At 66.9% G+C, this 15,707-nt stretch carries 11 protein-coding genes; 3 read left to right on the top strand and 8 right to left on the bottom strand.

What is annotated here, in order from left to right:
* Positions 1-12 precede the first annotated feature (12 nt).
* Together DI041_RS03000 and DI041_RS03005 are read right to left on the bottom strand one after the other, a co-directional pair.
* Positions 13-1,281, bottom strand: a complete 1,269-nt coding sequence (locus tag DI041_RS03000) for an efflux RND transporter periplasmic adaptor subunit (protein ID WP_136638273.1) — start codon at positions 1,279-1,281, stop codon at positions 13-15.
* Positions 1,281-1,937, bottom strand: coding sequence for a TetR/AcrR family transcriptional regulator (locus tag DI041_RS03005; protein WP_046982640.1), 657 nt, complete (start codon positions 1,935-1,937; stop codon positions 1,281-1,283). Before DI041_RS03005 ends, DI041_RS03000 begins: the two co-directional genes overlap by 1 nt.
* Positions 1,938-2,187: 250 nt before the next feature.
* Here DI041_RS03005 and DI041_RS03010 point away from each other — a divergent pair, with 250 nt between their 5' ends.
* The 3 genes from DI041_RS03010 to DI041_RS03020 all read left to right on the top strand — a co-directional run bounded on the left by DI041_RS03010 (position 2,188) and on the right by DI041_RS03020 (position 9,128).
* Positions 2,188-7,164 (top strand): NAD-glutamate dehydrogenase, encoded by a 4,977-nt coding sequence (locus tag DI041_RS03010; protein ID WP_136638271.1) that lies wholly within the window; start codon positions 2,188-2,190, stop codon positions 7,162-7,164.
* Between the two features lie 199 nt (positions 7,165-7,363).
* Positions 7,364-8,137 (top strand): NAD kinase, encoded by a 774-nt coding sequence (locus DI041_RS03015; RefSeq protein ID WP_025876850.1) that lies wholly within the window; start codon positions 7,364-7,366, stop codon positions 8,135-8,137.
* 46 nt (positions 8,138-8,183) lie between these two features.
* The gene (locus tag DI041_RS03020; RefSeq protein ID WP_033831508.1) at positions 8,184-9,128 is read left to right on the top strand and encodes a 5'-nucleotidase; all 945 of its coding nucleotides are present in this window, start codon (positions 8,184-8,186) and stop codon (positions 9,126-9,128) included.
* A 182-nt stretch (positions 9,129-9,310) separates the two neighbouring features.
* Here the strand turns inward: DI041_RS03020 and DI041_RS03025 are convergent, their stop codons facing one another.
* Genes DI041_RS03025 through kynU form a run of 6 tightly spaced genes read right to left on the bottom strand, consistent with a single transcriptional unit; the run spans position 9,311 to position 15,680 of the window.
* On the bottom strand, positions 9,311-9,862 hold the full coding sequence (locus DI041_RS03025; RefSeq protein ID WP_046982637.1) for a DUF2939 domain-containing protein: 552 nt from the start codon (positions 9,860-9,862) through the stop codon (positions 9,311-9,313).
* Between the two features lie 42 nt (positions 9,863-9,904).
* On the bottom strand, positions 9,905-10,885 hold the full coding sequence (locus DI041_RS03030; protein ID WP_046982636.1) for an aldo/keto reductase: 981 nt from the start codon (positions 10,883-10,885) through the stop codon (positions 9,905-9,907).
* Positions 10,885-11,571: a DUF2461 domain-containing protein gene (locus DI041_RS03035; protein ID WP_046982635.1), complete on the bottom strand. Its 687-nt coding sequence runs from the start codon at positions 11,569-11,571 to the stop codon at positions 10,885-10,887. The genes DI041_RS03030 and DI041_RS03035 overlap by 1 nt, the downstream gene beginning before the upstream one ends.
* Positions 11,568-13,007, bottom strand: a complete 1,440-nt coding sequence (gene sbcB / locus DI041_RS03040; RefSeq protein WP_136638270.1) for an exodeoxyribonuclease I — start codon at positions 13,005-13,007, stop codon at positions 11,568-11,570. The genes DI041_RS03035 and sbcB overlap by 4 nt, the downstream gene beginning before the upstream one ends.
* Positions 13,007-14,374: an FAD-dependent oxidoreductase gene (locus tag DI041_RS03045; protein WP_136638269.1), complete on the bottom strand. Its 1,368-nt coding sequence runs from the start codon at positions 14,372-14,374 to the stop codon at positions 13,007-13,009. Before DI041_RS03045 ends, sbcB begins: the two co-directional genes overlap by 1 nt.
* 31 nt (positions 14,375-14,405) lie before the next feature.
* On the bottom strand, positions 14,406-15,680 hold the full coding sequence (gene kynU / locus DI041_RS03050; protein ID WP_136638267.1) for a kynureninase: 1,275 nt from the start codon (positions 15,678-15,680) through the stop codon (positions 14,406-14,408).
* Positions 15,681-15,707 lie beyond the last annotated feature (27 nt).

A 15,707-nucleotide genomic window follows, 5' to 3' on the forward strand; every position in this document is an offset into this window, starting at 1 on the left:
GGAAGGTTCCCGTTACTGCTTGTTCGAATCGGTGGCGGCCGGCTTGGCCGCATCGGCCTGCTCGGGCTTGGCCGCATCGGCCGGTGCCTTGGCTGCGGCCGGCGCCGCGCCCGCCGGAGCGGCGCCGCCTGCGGCGGGCTTGCCGTTGGCGTCCTGCCCCGGGGTCCACGGCTTGGCCACCGCCGGTGCGCCTTCCTTGACCTTCTGCACGCCGGCCACGATCACCTTGTCACCGGCGGCCAGGCCGTCGCTGACCAGCCAGCTGCCGTTCTGTGCGCCATCGGTCTTGACGTTCTTGCGTACGACCTTGCCGTCGGTGCCGACCACCATCACGTAGCCGCCGGTGGTGTCGCGCAGCAGCGCCTGCTGCGGCACCAGGTAGGCGTTGTTGCGCTCGCCCAGGTTGGCCTGGAAGCTGACGAAGGCACCCGGCAGCAGGATCTGCTGCGGGTTCGGCAGCTGCGCACGCAGCGACACCGCGCCGGTGGCCGGGTCGACCGTGGTCGAGGAGAAGTCCAGGGTGCCCGGTTCGCTGTAAGTGCTGCCGTCGGCCAGCTTGACGTTGACCGTGGCCTTGCCGTCGCCGGACAGCGCCAGCGCACCCTTGGCCTGCTGTGCGCGCAGCTGGGTCAGCTCATCCACGCTCAACGAGAAGTTCACATACAGCGGGTCGAGCTGGTCGACGGTGGTCAGCAGGGTCACATCGCCCTGGCCGACCAGCGCACCTTCGGTCACCTGCTGCTTGTTGGCCACGCCACTGATCGGCGCGGTCACTTCGGTGTAGCCCAGGCTGATGCGCGAAGAGGTCACCGCGGCTTCGGCCTGCTTGACCGCGGCCAGCGCGGTGCGTTCGGCCGATTCGGCGTTGTCCAGGTCGGACTTGGACACGAACTGCTGCGGCGCCAGCGAGCGAGCGCGGTCGGCGGCGACCTTGGCGTTCGCGTAGGTCGCGCGGGCCGAGGCCAGCTGCGCCTCGGAGGCATTGAGCGAGGCGCGCAACGGGGCGGGGTCGATCAGGAACAGGGTCTGGCCCTGCTTGACCTGGGAGCCTTCCTGGTAGACGCGCTTGAGCAGCACGCCCGGCACGCGCGCACGCACGTCGGCGCTGCGGAACGGCGACAGGCGGCCGACCAGCTCACGTTGCAGCGGCAAGGTCTGCGGCTTGGCGTCGATCACGCCCACCTCCGGCGGCGGGGGCGTCTGCTGTTCCGGCTTCTTGCAGGCAGCCAGCGCGACAGCAACGGCGCACGTCAAGGCAAGGGTGCGGAGTGGGGCGGTCATCAGGAGGAACTCCGGGGTTGGTTTGTAGACGGGGCCGGCGACGGCTGTGGCGCAAAGGCGCGCAGGAAGCTGTCGACGGAGAACTCTGCCCAGCGCCGACGCAGCTGCGCGTCATCACGATGGGGGGTATGGAAGCGCTGTTTGTCGAAATCCTGACCGGCGATCATGCTCAGCAGCAGTTCGGCCATGAAGTGCGGGTCGTCATGCCGGAGCTGACCACTTCTGCAAACGGTTTCAATCCATTCAGCAAGATGAAGCGTCAGCGCGCCGGCACCATGCCGGTACAGCGTACGCGCCTCTTCGGGAAACTGGGATGCGTCGGCGGCGATCAGCCGACAGGCCTGTCCTACGTGCGGCTGGTTGAAATGCTCCAGGAAGTCGATGGCGAACTGGAGCAGGCTGGCACGCAGGTCGTCACTGCGGAGTGCACGAACCATGGCGCCGGTGGCGTGGCCGACATGACGCTGCATCACCCGGCGCAGCAGTTCCTGCTTGCTGCCGTAGCGCGAATACAGGGTCTGCTTGGAGCAGCCGGCGTGCTGGGCCACCGCGTCCATGCTCATCTGCATGCCCTGTTGGGCCAGCAGTTCGCGCACGGCGTCGAACACGCGCTCATCGCGCGCGTCGAGGGCAACGGGGAGGTAGGCCGGATTCACGCGGTGGACTATACCGTCCAGTTCAGGATTGTGGAATCGCACAATCGTCGCTGCGTGTGTCTTCCCGTAACACGCTTTGCCGATCCTGTCGGTAGTGCTGCGCGCCTTGATCACTCCATACCGGAGCGAACTGAATAGGCGTCTAAACCGCAGCAAACCCGAATCTACTTATTCCGTCCTGCAGCAAGGCCTTTTCGTGCGGTAGGGCTACAATTTCATTTTCCCAACTGAGCAAGCGCCCCGCTCTGCCATGAAACCGCAAAAGACCGCAGCCAAGACCGTGAAAAACAAGACCAAACCAGCAGAGTCGGAGGTCGCAGTGACCGCTGGTTTCTCCCTGGAGCCGGTGTACACGGCTTTGCGCAAGCGCTACCCGGCGGCCGCACAGGCCGAAGCAGTGGCCTTCGCCACTGATTTCTACAAGCGCATGGAGGCGGACGAGTTCCCGCACCACAGCGCCGAAGAGTGGGCCGCGCTCGCGGCTGAAACGCTGGAGTTCGCCCGTGCCCGCAAGACCGGCAAGGCCAACGTCCGCGTGTTCAATCCGACTGCCAAGGTCAACGGTTGGGAATCGCCGCACACCGTGCTGCAGATCGTCAATGACGACATGCCGTTCCTGGTCGACACCGTCACCATGTCGCTGGCAGAACAGGGCGTCGGCGTCCACGTGCTGGGCCACCCGGTGCTGCGCTTCACCCGCGACAAGGCCGGCAAGCTGGTCAAGGTCGGCGAGGGCCAGCTGGAATCGGTGATGCTGCTGGAGATCGACCGCCAGCCGGCCGAAGCCATGGCCGCCATCGAGCAGGCGATCAACAAGGCGCTGGATGAGGTGCGTGCGATCGTACGCGACTGGCAGCCGATGCAGGACAAGGCGCTGGCGCTGGCCGACGACCTCGGCAGCCGCCAGCTGCCGGTCGACGATGCCTCGCGCAAGGAAGCGCAGGAATTCCTGCGCTGGGCCGCCGATAACCACTTCACCTTCTTCGGCTACCGCGAGTACCGCGTCGAGAAGCAGGGCAAGGAAGAAGTACTGGCACCGCTGAACGACACCGGCCTGGGCCTGATGCGCGGCAAGGACAAGTCCGCTGCACGTCCGGTCAAGACCCTGGCCGCGCAGGGCCTGAACACCACGTCCGGGCTGAAGGACGCGCTGATCCTGACCAAGACCAATGCCCGTTCGCGCGTCCACCGCGCCGGTTACATGGACTACATCGGCGTGCTGGAATTCGACGCCAAGGGCAAGATCATCGGCGAGCAGCGCTTCCTCGGCCTGTTCACCTCCAGCGCCTACAACCGTCGCCCGTGGGAAATTCCGCTGGTGCGCCAGCGCTACGAACACGTGATGACGCAGTCCGGCCTGGCCGGCTCGAGCCACAGCGGCAAGGCGCTGCGCCATATCCTGGAAACCCTGCCGCGCGAAGAACTGTTCCAGTCCAGCGAGGACGAACTGTTCCGCACCGCAATGGGCGTGCTGGGCCTGCAGGAGCGCGTGCGCAGCCGCCTGTTCCTGCGCCGTGACAAGTACAGCCGTTTCATCTCCGCGCTGGTCTACCTGCCGCGCGAGCGTTTCAACACCGACGTGCGCCTACGCATCGAAGCGATGCTCAAGGAAGCGCTGCACGGTGAGTACGTGGACAGCTCGGTGGTGCTGGGCGAATCGCCGCTGGCCCAGGTGCACCTGATCGTGCGCCCGAAGCCGGGCGAAATGCTCGACGTCGATACCGCCGAACTGGAGCAGAAGCTGGCCCAGGTGCTGCGCAACTGGCAGGACGATCTGCGCGAAGCGCTGGTTACCCGCCATGGTGAAGCCGAAGGCCTGCGCATCGCTGCGCGTATCGGCAAGGCGCTGCCGGCCGGTTACATCGAAGACAACAGCACCGCTGTTGCCGCCAATGATGTCAGCCAGCTCGATGCCCTGACCGGCCCGGACGACCTGCGCCTGAGCCTGCAGGCGGTGCCGCGTGAATCCGGTGATGGCCTGCGCCTGAAGCTGTATCGCCAGCTGGATGACATCCCGCTGTCGGACGCGCTGCCGATGATGGAAAACATGGGCCTGCGCGTGATCGCCGAGCGTCCGTACCGTCTGTCGGTGGACAACGCGCCGGTGTACGTGCAGGACTTCGAGGTCGAATCGACCGCCGGTGCGATCGATGCCGCCAGCGTCGATGAAGCCTTCGGCGAGACCTTTGCCCGCGTCTGGCACGGCGATGCCGAGAACGATGCGTTCAACCGCCTGGTGCTGGCTGCCGGCCTGCACTGGCGCCAGGTCGCCATGCTGCGTGGCTACTGCAAGTACCTGCTGCAGACCGGCGTGCCGTTCTCGCAGGCCTACGTGGAAGGCACCTTCACCCGTTACCCGCTGCTGGCACGCCTGCTGGTGGAGCTGTTCGAAGCCCGCTTCGATCCAGCCACCGGCCACGAAAGCAAGGACGACATCGCCGCCGGCCAGGCCCAGCTGAAGGCACACCTGGATGTGCTGGCAGCCGGCGACGAGGCCACGCTGAAGGTGCTCAAGACCGTGGTCGATGCCCGCAAGGGTGACCGTGATGCGCAGATGCAGGCCGCGCGCGATGCGCTGCTGAAGCTGATGGACCGCGTGTCCAGCCTGGACGAGGACCGCATCCTGCGCTCGTTCATGGGCGTGATCGACGCGACCCTGCGTACCAGCTACTACCAGACCGATGCCAACGGCCAGCACGGCCATGTCATCAGCTTCAAGTTCGATTCGGCGCTGGTGCCGGACCTGCCCAAGCCGCGTCCGTACCGCGAAATCTTCGTGTACGGCCCGCGCGTGGAAGGTACCCACCTGCGCTTTGGTGCGGTGGCTCGTGGTGGCCTGCGCTGGTCGGATCGCCGCGAAGACTTCCGTACCGAAGTGCTGGGCCTGGTCAAGGCGCAGATGGTCAAGAACACCGTCATCGTGCCGGTCGGCGCGAAGGGCGGCTTCTTCGCCAAGATGCCGCCGGTGAACGGCGATCGCGATGCGATCTTCGCCAACGGCGTGGCCTGCTACAAGCTGTTCATCCAGGGCCTGCTGGACATCACCGACAACATCGTCAACAACAAGATCGTGCCGCCGGTGGATGTCGTGCGCCATGACATGGACGATCCGTACCTGGTGGTGGCCGCCGACAAGGGCACCGCGACCTTCTCCGACATCGCCAACGGCCTGGCCATCGCGCACGGCTTCTGGATGGGCGATGCGTTCGCCTCCGGCGGTTCGGTCGGTTACGACCACAAGGGCATGGGCATCACCGCACGCGGTGCGTGGGAGTCGGTCAAGCGCCACTTCCGTGCGCTGGGCCGTGACAGCCAGAGCCAGGACTTCACTGCGGTCGGCGTCGGCGACATGTCCGGCGACGTGTTCGGCAACGGCATGCTGCTGTCGCGCCACATCCGCCTGCTGGCCGCGTTCGACCATCGCCACATCTTCCTGGACCCGAACCCGGATGCGGCCACCACGTTCGTCGAGCGTGAGCGCCTGTTCACCGTGCCGCGTTCGAGTTGGGCGGACTACGATGCCAAGCTGATCAGCAAGGGCGGCGGCGTGTACCCGCGCAGCCTGAAGTCGATCGAGATCACCCCGCAGGTGCGTGAAGTGCTGGGCCTGGACGAGAGCGTCAAGGCGCTGTCGCCGAACGATCTGATGAGCGCGATCCTGAAGGCGCCGGTCGACCTGCTGTGGAACGGCGGCATCGGCACCTACGTCAAGGCCGCCAGCGAGCAGCACAGCGATGTAGGCGACCGCGCCAACAACGCGCTGCGCGTGAATGGTGGCGAGCTGCGCTGCAAGGTGGTGGGCGAGGGCGGCAACCTGGGTATGACCCAGCTGGGCCGCATCGAAGCTGCCCAGGCCGGCGTGCTGCTCAACACCGACTTCATCGACAACTCGGCCGGTGTGGATACCTCCGACCATGAAGTCAACATCAAGATCCTGCTCAACGATGTGGTGCGGGCCAAGAAGCTGACCGTTGAACAGCGCAACAAGCTGCTGGCGTCGATGACCGACGAAGTGGCCGCGCTGGTGCTCAACGACAACTACCGCCAGAACCAGGCCCTGAGCCTGATGGAGCGGATGGCGGTCAAGCGCCTGGGTTCCAAGCAGCACTTCATCCGTACCCTGGAACAGCAGGGCCTGCTGGATCGCCAGATCGAGTTCCTGCCGTCCGACGCCGAGCTGTCCCAGCGCAAGGCACGCGGCCAGGGCCTGACCCGTCCGGAACTGTCGGTGCTGCTGTCCTATTCCAAGCTGGTGGCGTTCGCGCAGCTGCTGGATTCGGACATCCCGGAAGATCCGTACCTGTCCAAGGAACTGCAGCGCTACTTCCCGACGCCGCTGCAGAAGAAGTACGCCGACGCGATGGAGCGTCACCGCCTGAAGCGCGAAATCATCGCCACGGCCGTGACCAACCAGACCATCAACCGCATGGGCGCCACCTTCCTGATGCGCATGCAGGAAGACACCGGCCGCTCCATTGCCGAGGTCGCCAAGGCCTACACCATCAGCCGCGAAACGCTGGACGCACGCGCGCTGTGGGCACAGATCGACGCTCTTGATGGCACGCTGCCGGAGTCGGTGCAGATTGACGCGCTGGAAGTGATCTGGAAGCTGCAGCGTTCGTTCGTACGCTGGCTGCTGTCGCGCCCGGGCCCGATGCCGGGCATCACCGAGGCGGTCAACCGCTACCAGGGTCCGTTCAACGACATCCGTGTTGCTTCGGGTGTGCTGCCGGATTCGCAGCGTCCGACATACGAAGCCCTGGTGGCCGAGTGGAAGGAAAAGGGCCTGCCGTCGGCGCTGGCACAGCAGCTGGCCGAACTGCACTTCCTGGAACCGGCGTTCGACATCATCGAACTGGCCCGTACCCGCAAGCTGAAGCCGGTGGATGTCTCCAAGATCCACTTCCGCCTGGGCAACGCCCTGCAGCTGCCGTGGCTGTTCGAGCAGATCGACGCGCTGGAGGTCAACGGCCGCTGGCACGCGGTGGCACGTGGCGTGCTGCGCGACGAACTGGCCGCACACCACCGCAGCCTGGCCGGCCAGGTGCTGGCCACCAAGGGCAGCACCGCTGAAGCCAAGGTGGCCGCGTGGATCGGTCGAGACGACAGCAGCCTGCGCTTCACCCTGGCGATGCTGGCCGAACTGGCCGAGCAGAAGACCCTGGACTACCCGACCGTTTCGGTCGCGGTGCAGCGCCTGGGTCAGCTCGCTGCCCACGGCGCGTAAGTGATGTAGTGCCAGGCCACGCCTGGCATGCGTGAACCGGAACGGCCCCGCGAAAGCGGGGCCGTTTTTTCTTGCGGACGACCGCCGGGCATGGCCCGGCGCTACCGATGTACGGCGGAGCAGGTAGCGCCGGGCCATGCCCGGCGAGCGCAGCGGCGCTCGGTTATGCTCTCCACCGAGCCTTCCCCCGGATCCACCGATGAGCGACACCCCCCGCATCGCTTTCCTGGCCAGTACCACCGAACCTGCACAGATGGCCCGTGCCGCGATGGTCTCGCGCTACGGCGACCACGCCCCGGATCAGGCCGACGTGCTGTGCCCGCTCGGCGGCGATGGCTTCATGCTGCAGACCCTGCATCGTCACGGACACCTGGGCAGGCCGGTATTCGGGATGAAGCTGGGCACGGTGGGTTTCCTGATGAACCAGTACCGCGGCGACGACGACGTGCATGCGCGTATCGCCCGTGCCGAGCCGGCCCACCTGCGCCCGCTGGAAATGATGGCGCTGACCGAATCGGGTACCACCACCGGGTCGCTGGCCTACAACGACGTCTCGCTGCTGCGCCAGACCCGGCAGGCGGCGCATATCGGCATCGACCTCAATGGCCAGGAGCGGGTGGGTGAACTGATCGGTGATGGCGTGCTGGTGGCCACCCCGGCCGGAAGCACCGCCTACAACTATTCCGCACATGGGCCGGTGCTGCCGTTAGGCTCGCACACCATCGCCCTGACGCCGCTGGCCCCGTATCGCCCGCGGCGCTGGCGCGGCGCCATCCTCAAGGCCGACACCGAAGTGCGCTTCCGCGTGCTCGATCCCTACAAGCGTCCGGTGAGCGTCACTGCCGATTCGCACGAGACCCGCGATGTGGTCGAAGTGACGATCCGTGAGTCGCGCGAGCACCGGGTGACCCTGCTGTTCGACCCGGAGCACAACCTCGAAGACCGGATCCTGAGCGAACAGTTCGTTTTTTGACGACAATAGGCGGCCGGCACTGCCGACCGCTTGAAGGACCCCACCGATGGGCGACAACTCCCCCCGTTTGCTGACCGTCGCGGTGACCTCGCGTGCGCTGTTCGACCTGGAAGAAAGCCATGCGCTGTTCGAGAGCGATGGCGTGGCCGCCTATGCCGAGTACCAGCGCCAGCACGAGGACGACATCCTCGGGCCGGGCGTGGCCTTCCCGGTGGTGCGCAAGCTGCTGGCACTGAACCAGGGCGCCAGTCCCGAGAACCCGCGCGTGGAAGTGATCCTGCTGTCACGCAACTCGGCCGATACCGGCCTGCGCATCTTCAATTCCATCCAGCACTACGGGCTGGGCATCATCCGCGCGACCTTCACCGCCGGAGAGCCGACCTGGCCGTACGTGAAGCCGTTCGGCACCGACCTGTTCCTGTCGGCCAATCCGGAATCGGTGCGCAGCGCGCTTCGCCATGGCATCGCTGCGGCCACCATCCTGCCCAAGCCGCCGGGCGAGACCGCTGCTGCGGCTGCCGACCAGATCGATATCACGCGCCCGGCCGGGCAGCTGCGCATCGCCTTCGATGGCGATGCGGTGATCTTCGGTGACGAGAGTGAGCGCATTTCGCGCGAGCAGGGCGTGGAGGCATTCGGCCGGCACGAGCGCGAACGTGCGCGCGAACCGCTCAGCGGGGGGCCGTTCCGTGGTTTCCTGTCGGCCCTGCATACGCTGCAGGAAGTGTTCCCGGCGGGGGATAGTGCGCCGATCCGCACCGCGCTGGTGACCGCGCGTTCGGCGCCTGCGCACGAACGGGTGATCCGCACCCTGCGCGAGTGGGGCGTGCGCCTGGACGAGGCCCTGTTCCTCGGTGGCCGCCACAAGGGCCCGTTCCTGCAGGCGTTCGGCGCCGACATCTTCTTCGATGATTCGCAGCACAACATCGACAGTGCCCGCGAGCATGTGGCCGCTGGCCATGTGCCGCATGGCGTTGCCAACGAGGGGTGAAACCATCCCGGGTGGGTGCCAACCGTTGGTTGGAACTGCCATGCATCGGCGCCCACCAAGGTGGGCATCTACCAGAGCGCTGTACCCCCCGTAGTTGCCAACCTTGGTTGGCGCCGTCCTGGATCCATGCCCACCAAGGTGGGCATCTACCGAAAGCAGGGCCATCGAAGGGGCATGGCCCGTCAAGGGCTGCCCGACATCCCCAGCTGCAGGTCAACCACCTTCCAGCGCAGGCCCTGCGGTTCCAGCACCACCTTCAACGGCGGCTGGCCCGGGCCTCGATCGACGTCAATGACGAAGCGGTCCAATGCTTCGAAATGGTGCTCGGCATGCTTCAACGGCCTCGCCGGTTCGGTCGGGCCGAATGCATCGCCCCCCTGCAGTTCATTGCGGCCACGCTTCCACAGCACATGGCCCTGCAGCATCGCGCCGATGCCAGTCGGGGTCACCATGGTGTCCACCGCTGCACCGCCCAGCTGGTCACCCAGCCCGTAGAGCAGCGCACCGAACGGGCTGGCTGCTACATCCGGGCCTGCCTGGCGCACCAGGTAGTCGTTGAGCTGGGCGCGCACGCTGCTGCGCACCCGCGGGAAGTCGACGTAGCGCTCCAATCGGGCGGTGTCGCGCTGTTCGATGGCCTTGGAGAGGCCATGCACGGTCATGTACGGGCCGCCAAACCACCAGGCGGCCAGCGCCAGGACCAGCAGGACCACGAGTGCACTGAGCTTCTTCATATCGGCCAGACTGCCGCAACTCCGGCAGCAACGGGTGAAGGCTCAGTGACTGGGCGAGCCGCGGCCGTCCCCGAACGCGTCCACCAACTGTTGGCGTTCGGCTGCCGTCAGCGCTTCCAGGCGCGTTGCCAGTACTTCATCCAGGCTCTGCGTGCGGGTGGTGCCGAGGATGCCGCTGGCCACCCCGGGATGGCCCAGGGCGTAGGCAAACGCGGTCTGGGCGGGGTGCTGGCTGCGGATGGCGGCGATGGCGTGGCGCATCCGGCGCGCGCTGCGCATCAGTTGGCGGCTGCTGGGCTTGAGCCAGGCTCTGGCCAGATACCAGGCGTCGGCCGGGCGCGGCAGGCGGGCCCGTGAGGGCAGCAGATGGCCCTGCGCCAGCACGGTACCGGCCAGCACGCCGATGCCTGCTGCCTGCAACTGGTCGATGAGGGGTTCACGGTCCTGCTGCAGGGCGTTGTAGTCAAGAAGCACCACGTCGAACAGCGTGGGATGGTCGATCATCCAGCGCAGGGTCGAGGCCGTGTGCGTATTGATACCGGTGTGCCGGATCAGCCCGCGTTCGCGAAGTCGTTGCAGTGCGGCCAGCAGGTCATCGTTGATGTCGTGCTGGCTGGCACCGTGCAGCTGGTAGATATCGAGGTAATCCAGGCCGAGGTTGCGCAGCGAGGCTTCGCAGCTGGCGGTAATGGCTGCCGGCGAGAAATTGCGCTGCTCGGCGCCGCTGACGCCGGCCTGGCCGGTCAGCGTGCCGCCCTTGCTGGAGATCACCAGCGACTCGCGGGGGTATCGCTTCAGCAACGGGCGCAGGATGCGGCCCAACCGCGGCTCGGCGTGGAAGCCAGAATAGTTGTGGCCGGTATCCAACAGGTTCACGCCCTGTGCCAGTGCATGCTCGACCACGTTCGCGGCCGACTGTTCCGGGAAGCGGCGATGCCCCCAGAAGCCGGAGCAGCCCAGGCCCACCGGCGAAACCGCCAGGCCGGTGCGGCCCAGCGTGCGGCGTTGCCGTGCCAACGGCATCAGAATTCCAGGTCCAGCGCCGCGCACAGATAGTCGACGAACGGGCCGAGCGCAGCCAGATCCTTGCCCAGCGTGGACAGCAGTCGCGGGCCGGTCATGGTGGCGTCGTCCAGCGAGCGCCACATCACCCAGTTGCGGTGCTTGAGGTCTTCGATGAATTCGAAGTCGGCCGGGAAGCCGCGCGGCGGCCGCACCAGTTTTTCGCTCTCCTCGAAGTCGAAGCGCTTGCGCAGAACCGGTGCATGCGCCGCGGCCTTCCAGCTGCCGGGGTTGTCGAGGATGAAGTGGCGCACGCGGCGCTGGGTTTCCGGCTCCGGATGCCACAGGCCGGCACCGACGAAGCTCTCGCCCGGCTGCAGGTGCACATAGAACGATGGCGCGGCCACTTCGCGGCGGCGCTCATGGAACAGGCGTGCACCCTGCCAGGTTTTGTACGGCGACTTGTCGTTGGAAAAGCGCGCATCGCGATGGATGCGGAACAGCGAGCCGCCGACGCCGCGGGTATCGGCGCGGAAGTGCTCGCTGACCTCGGTCAGGGCCGGCTGCAGGTCGCCCAGCAGGCGCAGGAACGGCTGCCGCACGTGGTCTTCATACTGCTGGCGATGATCGTTGAACCACGCCTTGTCGTTGTGCCGCGCCAGGCTGCGCAGGAACTTGAAGCTGGCGTCCGAGAAATAAGTGCTCACAGGGTCTCCTGCAGGTGCTGGCCCCAGTCGCGCAGCGATTGCAGCAGGGCCTGGTGTCGCGCGTCGTCGGGCGCTTCGGCAGCCAGTGCGTCGAGCTGCTGCTGGTACTGGGGCAGGTTGAGTTCGCCCAGGCCGCCATCCCCGAGCAGGCGCTGGCGGCGGTAATCCTGCCAGCGCTGGCGTTCACCCGGTGCGAGGCTGTCGGGATGGTTGCGCGCACGGTAGCGGAACAGCAGCTCCGGCAGTCGCGGGTCGCGGAAACGGCCCTCGAGCGCTGCCAGCTGCTCCGGCACGGTGGTGCGCGCCAGTGCGAGCAGTGGCTTGTCGCCGGCCCCGAGAAAGCCGTCGTACAGCGAGGCATCGACGTCGGCCACGCTGTCCACGCGCGGCTGGTTGTAGACCTGTCGTGCCTTCTCGGCCAGCTGGGGGGCGAACGCACGCAGGCGTTCGGCCCTGGCCTCGATCGCGGCCACGTCCAGGCCGAGCCGTGCGTGGTCATCGGCGCGCAGGTGGTTCCAGGCGATCAGCGCCGGCACCTTGTTCAGTTGCACTTCCTTCAGGGGAACCCGCGTCGCGCCCTCGGGTAGCTCGCTGGTGCGCATGTACAGGCGCTGTGCGATCACCTCGGCCGGGAGCTCCAGCAGGTCGTCGATGTCACCCTCCAGGTCGAACACGATCACCCGGTTGTTGATGGTGGGATGCATCGACAGCGGCAGCACCGGTGCCGCGCATAGGCGGCTGGCCGGGTAGCGCATGGAAATGTGCAGCACCGGCTTCATCGCGGCCACGTCCAGCAGGCTGCCGACGAAGCGCTTGTCGCGCAGCTTCAGGGCGTAGTCCCACAGGCGCGGCTGCGACTGCTTGAACAGGCGGGCCATGCCGATGGTGGCGCGCACGTCTGAAAGTGCTTCGTGCGCATCGCCTTCGCGCACGTTGTTGGCCTCGGCCAGGTGCTCGAGCTTGAACGAGGTGGCGCCATCCTCGCGCAGCGGCCATTGGATGCCATCCGGGCGCATCGCGCGCATCAGCCGCAGCATGTCCAGCAGGTCCCAGCGCGAATTGCCGTTGCGCCACTCGCGTTCGTACGGGTCGTGGAAGTTGCGGAACAGCCCGTAGCGGACGAACTCATCATCGAAGCGCAGCGTGTTGTAGCCCAGTGCGCAGGTGCCCGGCCGCGACAGCTGTTCATTGATGCGGTCGAAGGCTTCGGCTTCGCTGATGCCTTCGGCCAGTGCCTGCTGCGGAGTAATGCCGGTCACCAGCGTGGCCATTGGCGAGGGCAGCAGGTCATCGGCCGGGCGCACGAAGAAGCTGACCGGGGTATCGATCTCGTTGAGGTCGGCGTCGGTGCGGATTGCAGCGTACTGCGAGATGCGCGTACGCCGCGGGTCCTGGCCGAAGGTTTCCAGGTCGTAGAACAGGAAGCTGTCGGCCATCAGTGCGCGCCCTCCAGGACCGGGAGCTGCGCATGGATCTGCGCTTCCAGTGTCGCCCAGTCGATGTTGTCCAGTGAATCGTGACCTGCGGTGGCCGCCACCAGCATCCCGCGCTGCAGTTCGGTGCGGTGCAGGGCCTCGGCGTAGGGCGTGTGCAGGAAGGTGACCATGGTGTAGTGCGGCACGAAGCGGGTCGGCCAGCGGCGCTGCAGCTCCTGTTCCAGTTCGCGCTGCAGCAGGAATGCAGGGTCGGCCACGCGGTCGCGCATCTCCAGGTAGTTCTCCAGCGCCATCTGCTGGATGGCACGTGCATTCGGCTTGCGTTCGGCTTCGAACGCGGCGAACGCAGCTTCCAGATCATCGGCCTCCATCAGGTGACGGGCCAGCGCAACACAGTCCTCGAACGCGCAGTTCATGCCCTGGCCGTGGAACGGCACCATCGCATGTGCGGCGTCGCCGATCAGTACGGCACGGCCCTGCTGATGCCAGCGCTCCAGCGTGAGCGTGCCAAGCAGGCCCGGCGGGTGCTGCTCCCAGTCCGCGCGCAGGTTCGTGATCAACGGCAGGGTGTCGGCGAACTCGCGCGCGAACAGCGCCTCGGCCTGTGCGCCGGTGTTGACCGTGGCAAAGCTGGGGTCGCCCTGGTTGGGCAGGAACAGGGTGACGGTGAAGGTGCCTTCGTGGTTGGGCAGGGCGATGCACATGTAGTGGCCGCGCGGCCAGATGTGTAGTGCGTTGCGCTCGATGCGGAAGCTGCCATCGGCGGCCGGCGGAATCTCCAGCTCCTTGTAGGAGTGGTCGAGGAAGGCAATGTCCTCGCCCAGCGGCGCACGGCGGTTCATCGCCGCGCGCAGCGCCGAGCCGGCACCGTCGGCGCCGATCAGGGTGTCGAAGCGGATGTCGTGCGGGCTGTCGTCGCGGTCATCGATGAAACGCGCGTAGCCGGCATCAAAATCGACGGTGTGCAGGCGGCGATGGAAGTGCACGGTGGCGCCGGCCTGTTCGGCCAGTTCCAGCAGCGTGGTGTTCAGGTCGCTGCGGTGGATCGACCAGATCACTTCGGTGTCGTCGCGGCCGTAGCGCTGCAGCTGCGGTTCGCCCTCGCGCGGGTGCACCATGCGTCCGCGCATCATCACCGCGCGCGCCATCACCTCGTCTTCCACGCCCGCCTGACGCAGTGCGTTGCGCCCACGCTCGGCCAACGCCAGGTTGATCGAGCGGCCACTCTCGTAGTCGGCCACGCGTGGATCGCCGCGGCGTTCGTACAGGGTGATGCGCCAGCCCTGGCGTGACAGCAGGATGGCCAGCAGGGACCCGGCGAGGCCGGCACCGATAATGCTCAACGAGCGGGAGGCGTGTGCGATCAACGAACTGTCCAGCAGTAGGGGAGGGGCCGGCTTAGAGGCCGGCCCAGGCTTCCACTTCCTCGACGAAGTGGTGCACGTCCAGGTAGCGGTTGTAGAGCGGGGTGGGCGAAATGCGGATCACGTCGGGCTCACGCCAGTCGCCGAGCACGCCGATGCCGCGCAGGTGTTCGAACAGTGCGCGGCCACGTTCGCGGCCACCGATCACACGCAGCGACAGCTGGCAGCCGCGGCGTTGCGGGTCGGCCGGGGTGATGATGTCCAGCACCTGAGGCAGGCGCGCGCGCACCAGCGCTTCGAGCATGCCGGTCAGCGCCAGCGACTTGCTGCGCAGCGATTCCATGCCGGCACGCTCGAACAGCTCCAACGAGGCACGAAGCGGCGCCAGGCCGAGGATCGGCGGATTGCTCAGCTGCCAGCCTTCGGCACCGATGGCCGGGGTGAACTGCGGTGCCATCTGGAAGCGGGTGGACTCTTCATGGCCCCACCAGCCGGCAAAGCGCGGCAGGCTGGTGTCGCGATGGTGGCGCTCGTGCACGAAGGCGCCGGCCACCGCGCCCGGGCCGCTGTTGAGGTACTTGTAGTGGCACCACACGGCAAAGTCCGGCGCCACGTCGTGCAGGCGCAGCGGCAGGTTGCCGACCGAGTGCGCCAGGTCGAAGCCGATGCGCGCGCCCTGCAGGCGCGCGGCACGGGTGATCGCATCGAGGTCGAAGGCCTGACCGGTGCGGTATTGCACGCCCGGCCACAGCACCAGCGCCAGGCGCGGGCCGTGTTCGGCGATGGCACGTTCGATCGCTGCCAGTGAGATCGTGCCGTTGGCCTCGTCCGGCTGTACTTCCACCAGGCACTCGGCGGGGTCGAAGCCATGGAAGCGGATCTGCGCCTCCACCGCATGGCGGTCGGTCGGGAATGCACCCGCCTCCATCAGGATCACCGGGCGCTCGGCCGTGGGTCGGCAGAAACTGACCATCATCAGGTGCAGGTTCACGCTCAGCGTGTTCATCGCCACCACTTCGCTGGGCAGCGCACCGACCACGCGGGCCAGCTGCGCGCTCACCAGGCGGTGGTAGGACAGCCACTGCGTCGGGCCGGTGAAGTGGCCTTCCACCGCCAGCTCGCCCCACTGCTTCATCACTTCCTGTACGGCCGCCTGTGCGCCGCGCGGCTGCAGGCCCAGCGAGTTGCCTACGAAGTAGGTCTGCTCACCGCCACCATGGCGCGGAATCAGGAATTCACTGCGCAGCGGGCGCAGCGGATCGGCGGCGTCCAGGGCGATGGCGTGGGTGCGGCTGAGCAGGTCGGACATGGTCGGGCAACAGGCTGCAACGGGACC

This window comes from Stenotrophomonas maltophilia, from assembly GCF_004920835.1.
GTDB lineage: Bacteria > Pseudomonadota > Gammaproteobacteria > Xanthomonadales > Xanthomonadaceae > Stenotrophomonas > Stenotrophomonas maltophilia_AQ.

Excerpts from the sequence above, each read along its gene's own strand:
- DI041_RS03000 (WP_136638273.1), bottom strand. The coding sequence starts at position 1,281 with ATGACCGCCCCACTCCGCACCCTTGCCTTGACGTGCGCCGTTGCTGTC.
- DI041_RS03010 (WP_136638271.1), top strand. The coding sequence starts at position 2,188 with ATGAAACCGCAAAAGACCGCAGCCAAGACCGTGAAAAACAAGACCAAA.
- DI041_RS03015 (WP_025876850.1), top strand. The coding sequence starts at position 7,364 with ATGAGCGACACCCCCCGCATCGCTTTCCTGGCCAGTACCACCGAACCT.
- DI041_RS03020 (WP_033831508.1), top strand. The coding sequence starts at position 8,184 with ATGGGCGACAACTCCCCCCGTTTGCTGACCGTCGCGGTGACCTCGCGT.
- DI041_RS03025 (WP_046982637.1), bottom strand. The coding sequence starts at position 9,862 with ATGAAGAAGCTCAGTGCACTCGTGGTCCTGCTGGTCCTGGCGCTGGCC.
- DI041_RS03030 (WP_046982636.1), bottom strand. The coding sequence starts at position 10,885 with ATGCCGTTGGCACGGCAACGCCGCACGCTGGGCCGCACCGGCCTGGCG.
- sbcB (WP_136638270.1), bottom strand. The coding sequence starts at position 13,007 with ATGGCCGACAGCTTCCTGTTCTACGACCTGGAAACCTTCGGCCAGGAC.
- kynU (WP_136638267.1), bottom strand. The coding sequence starts at position 15,680 with ATGTCCGACCTGCTCAGCCGCACCCACGCCATCGCCCTGGACGCCGCC.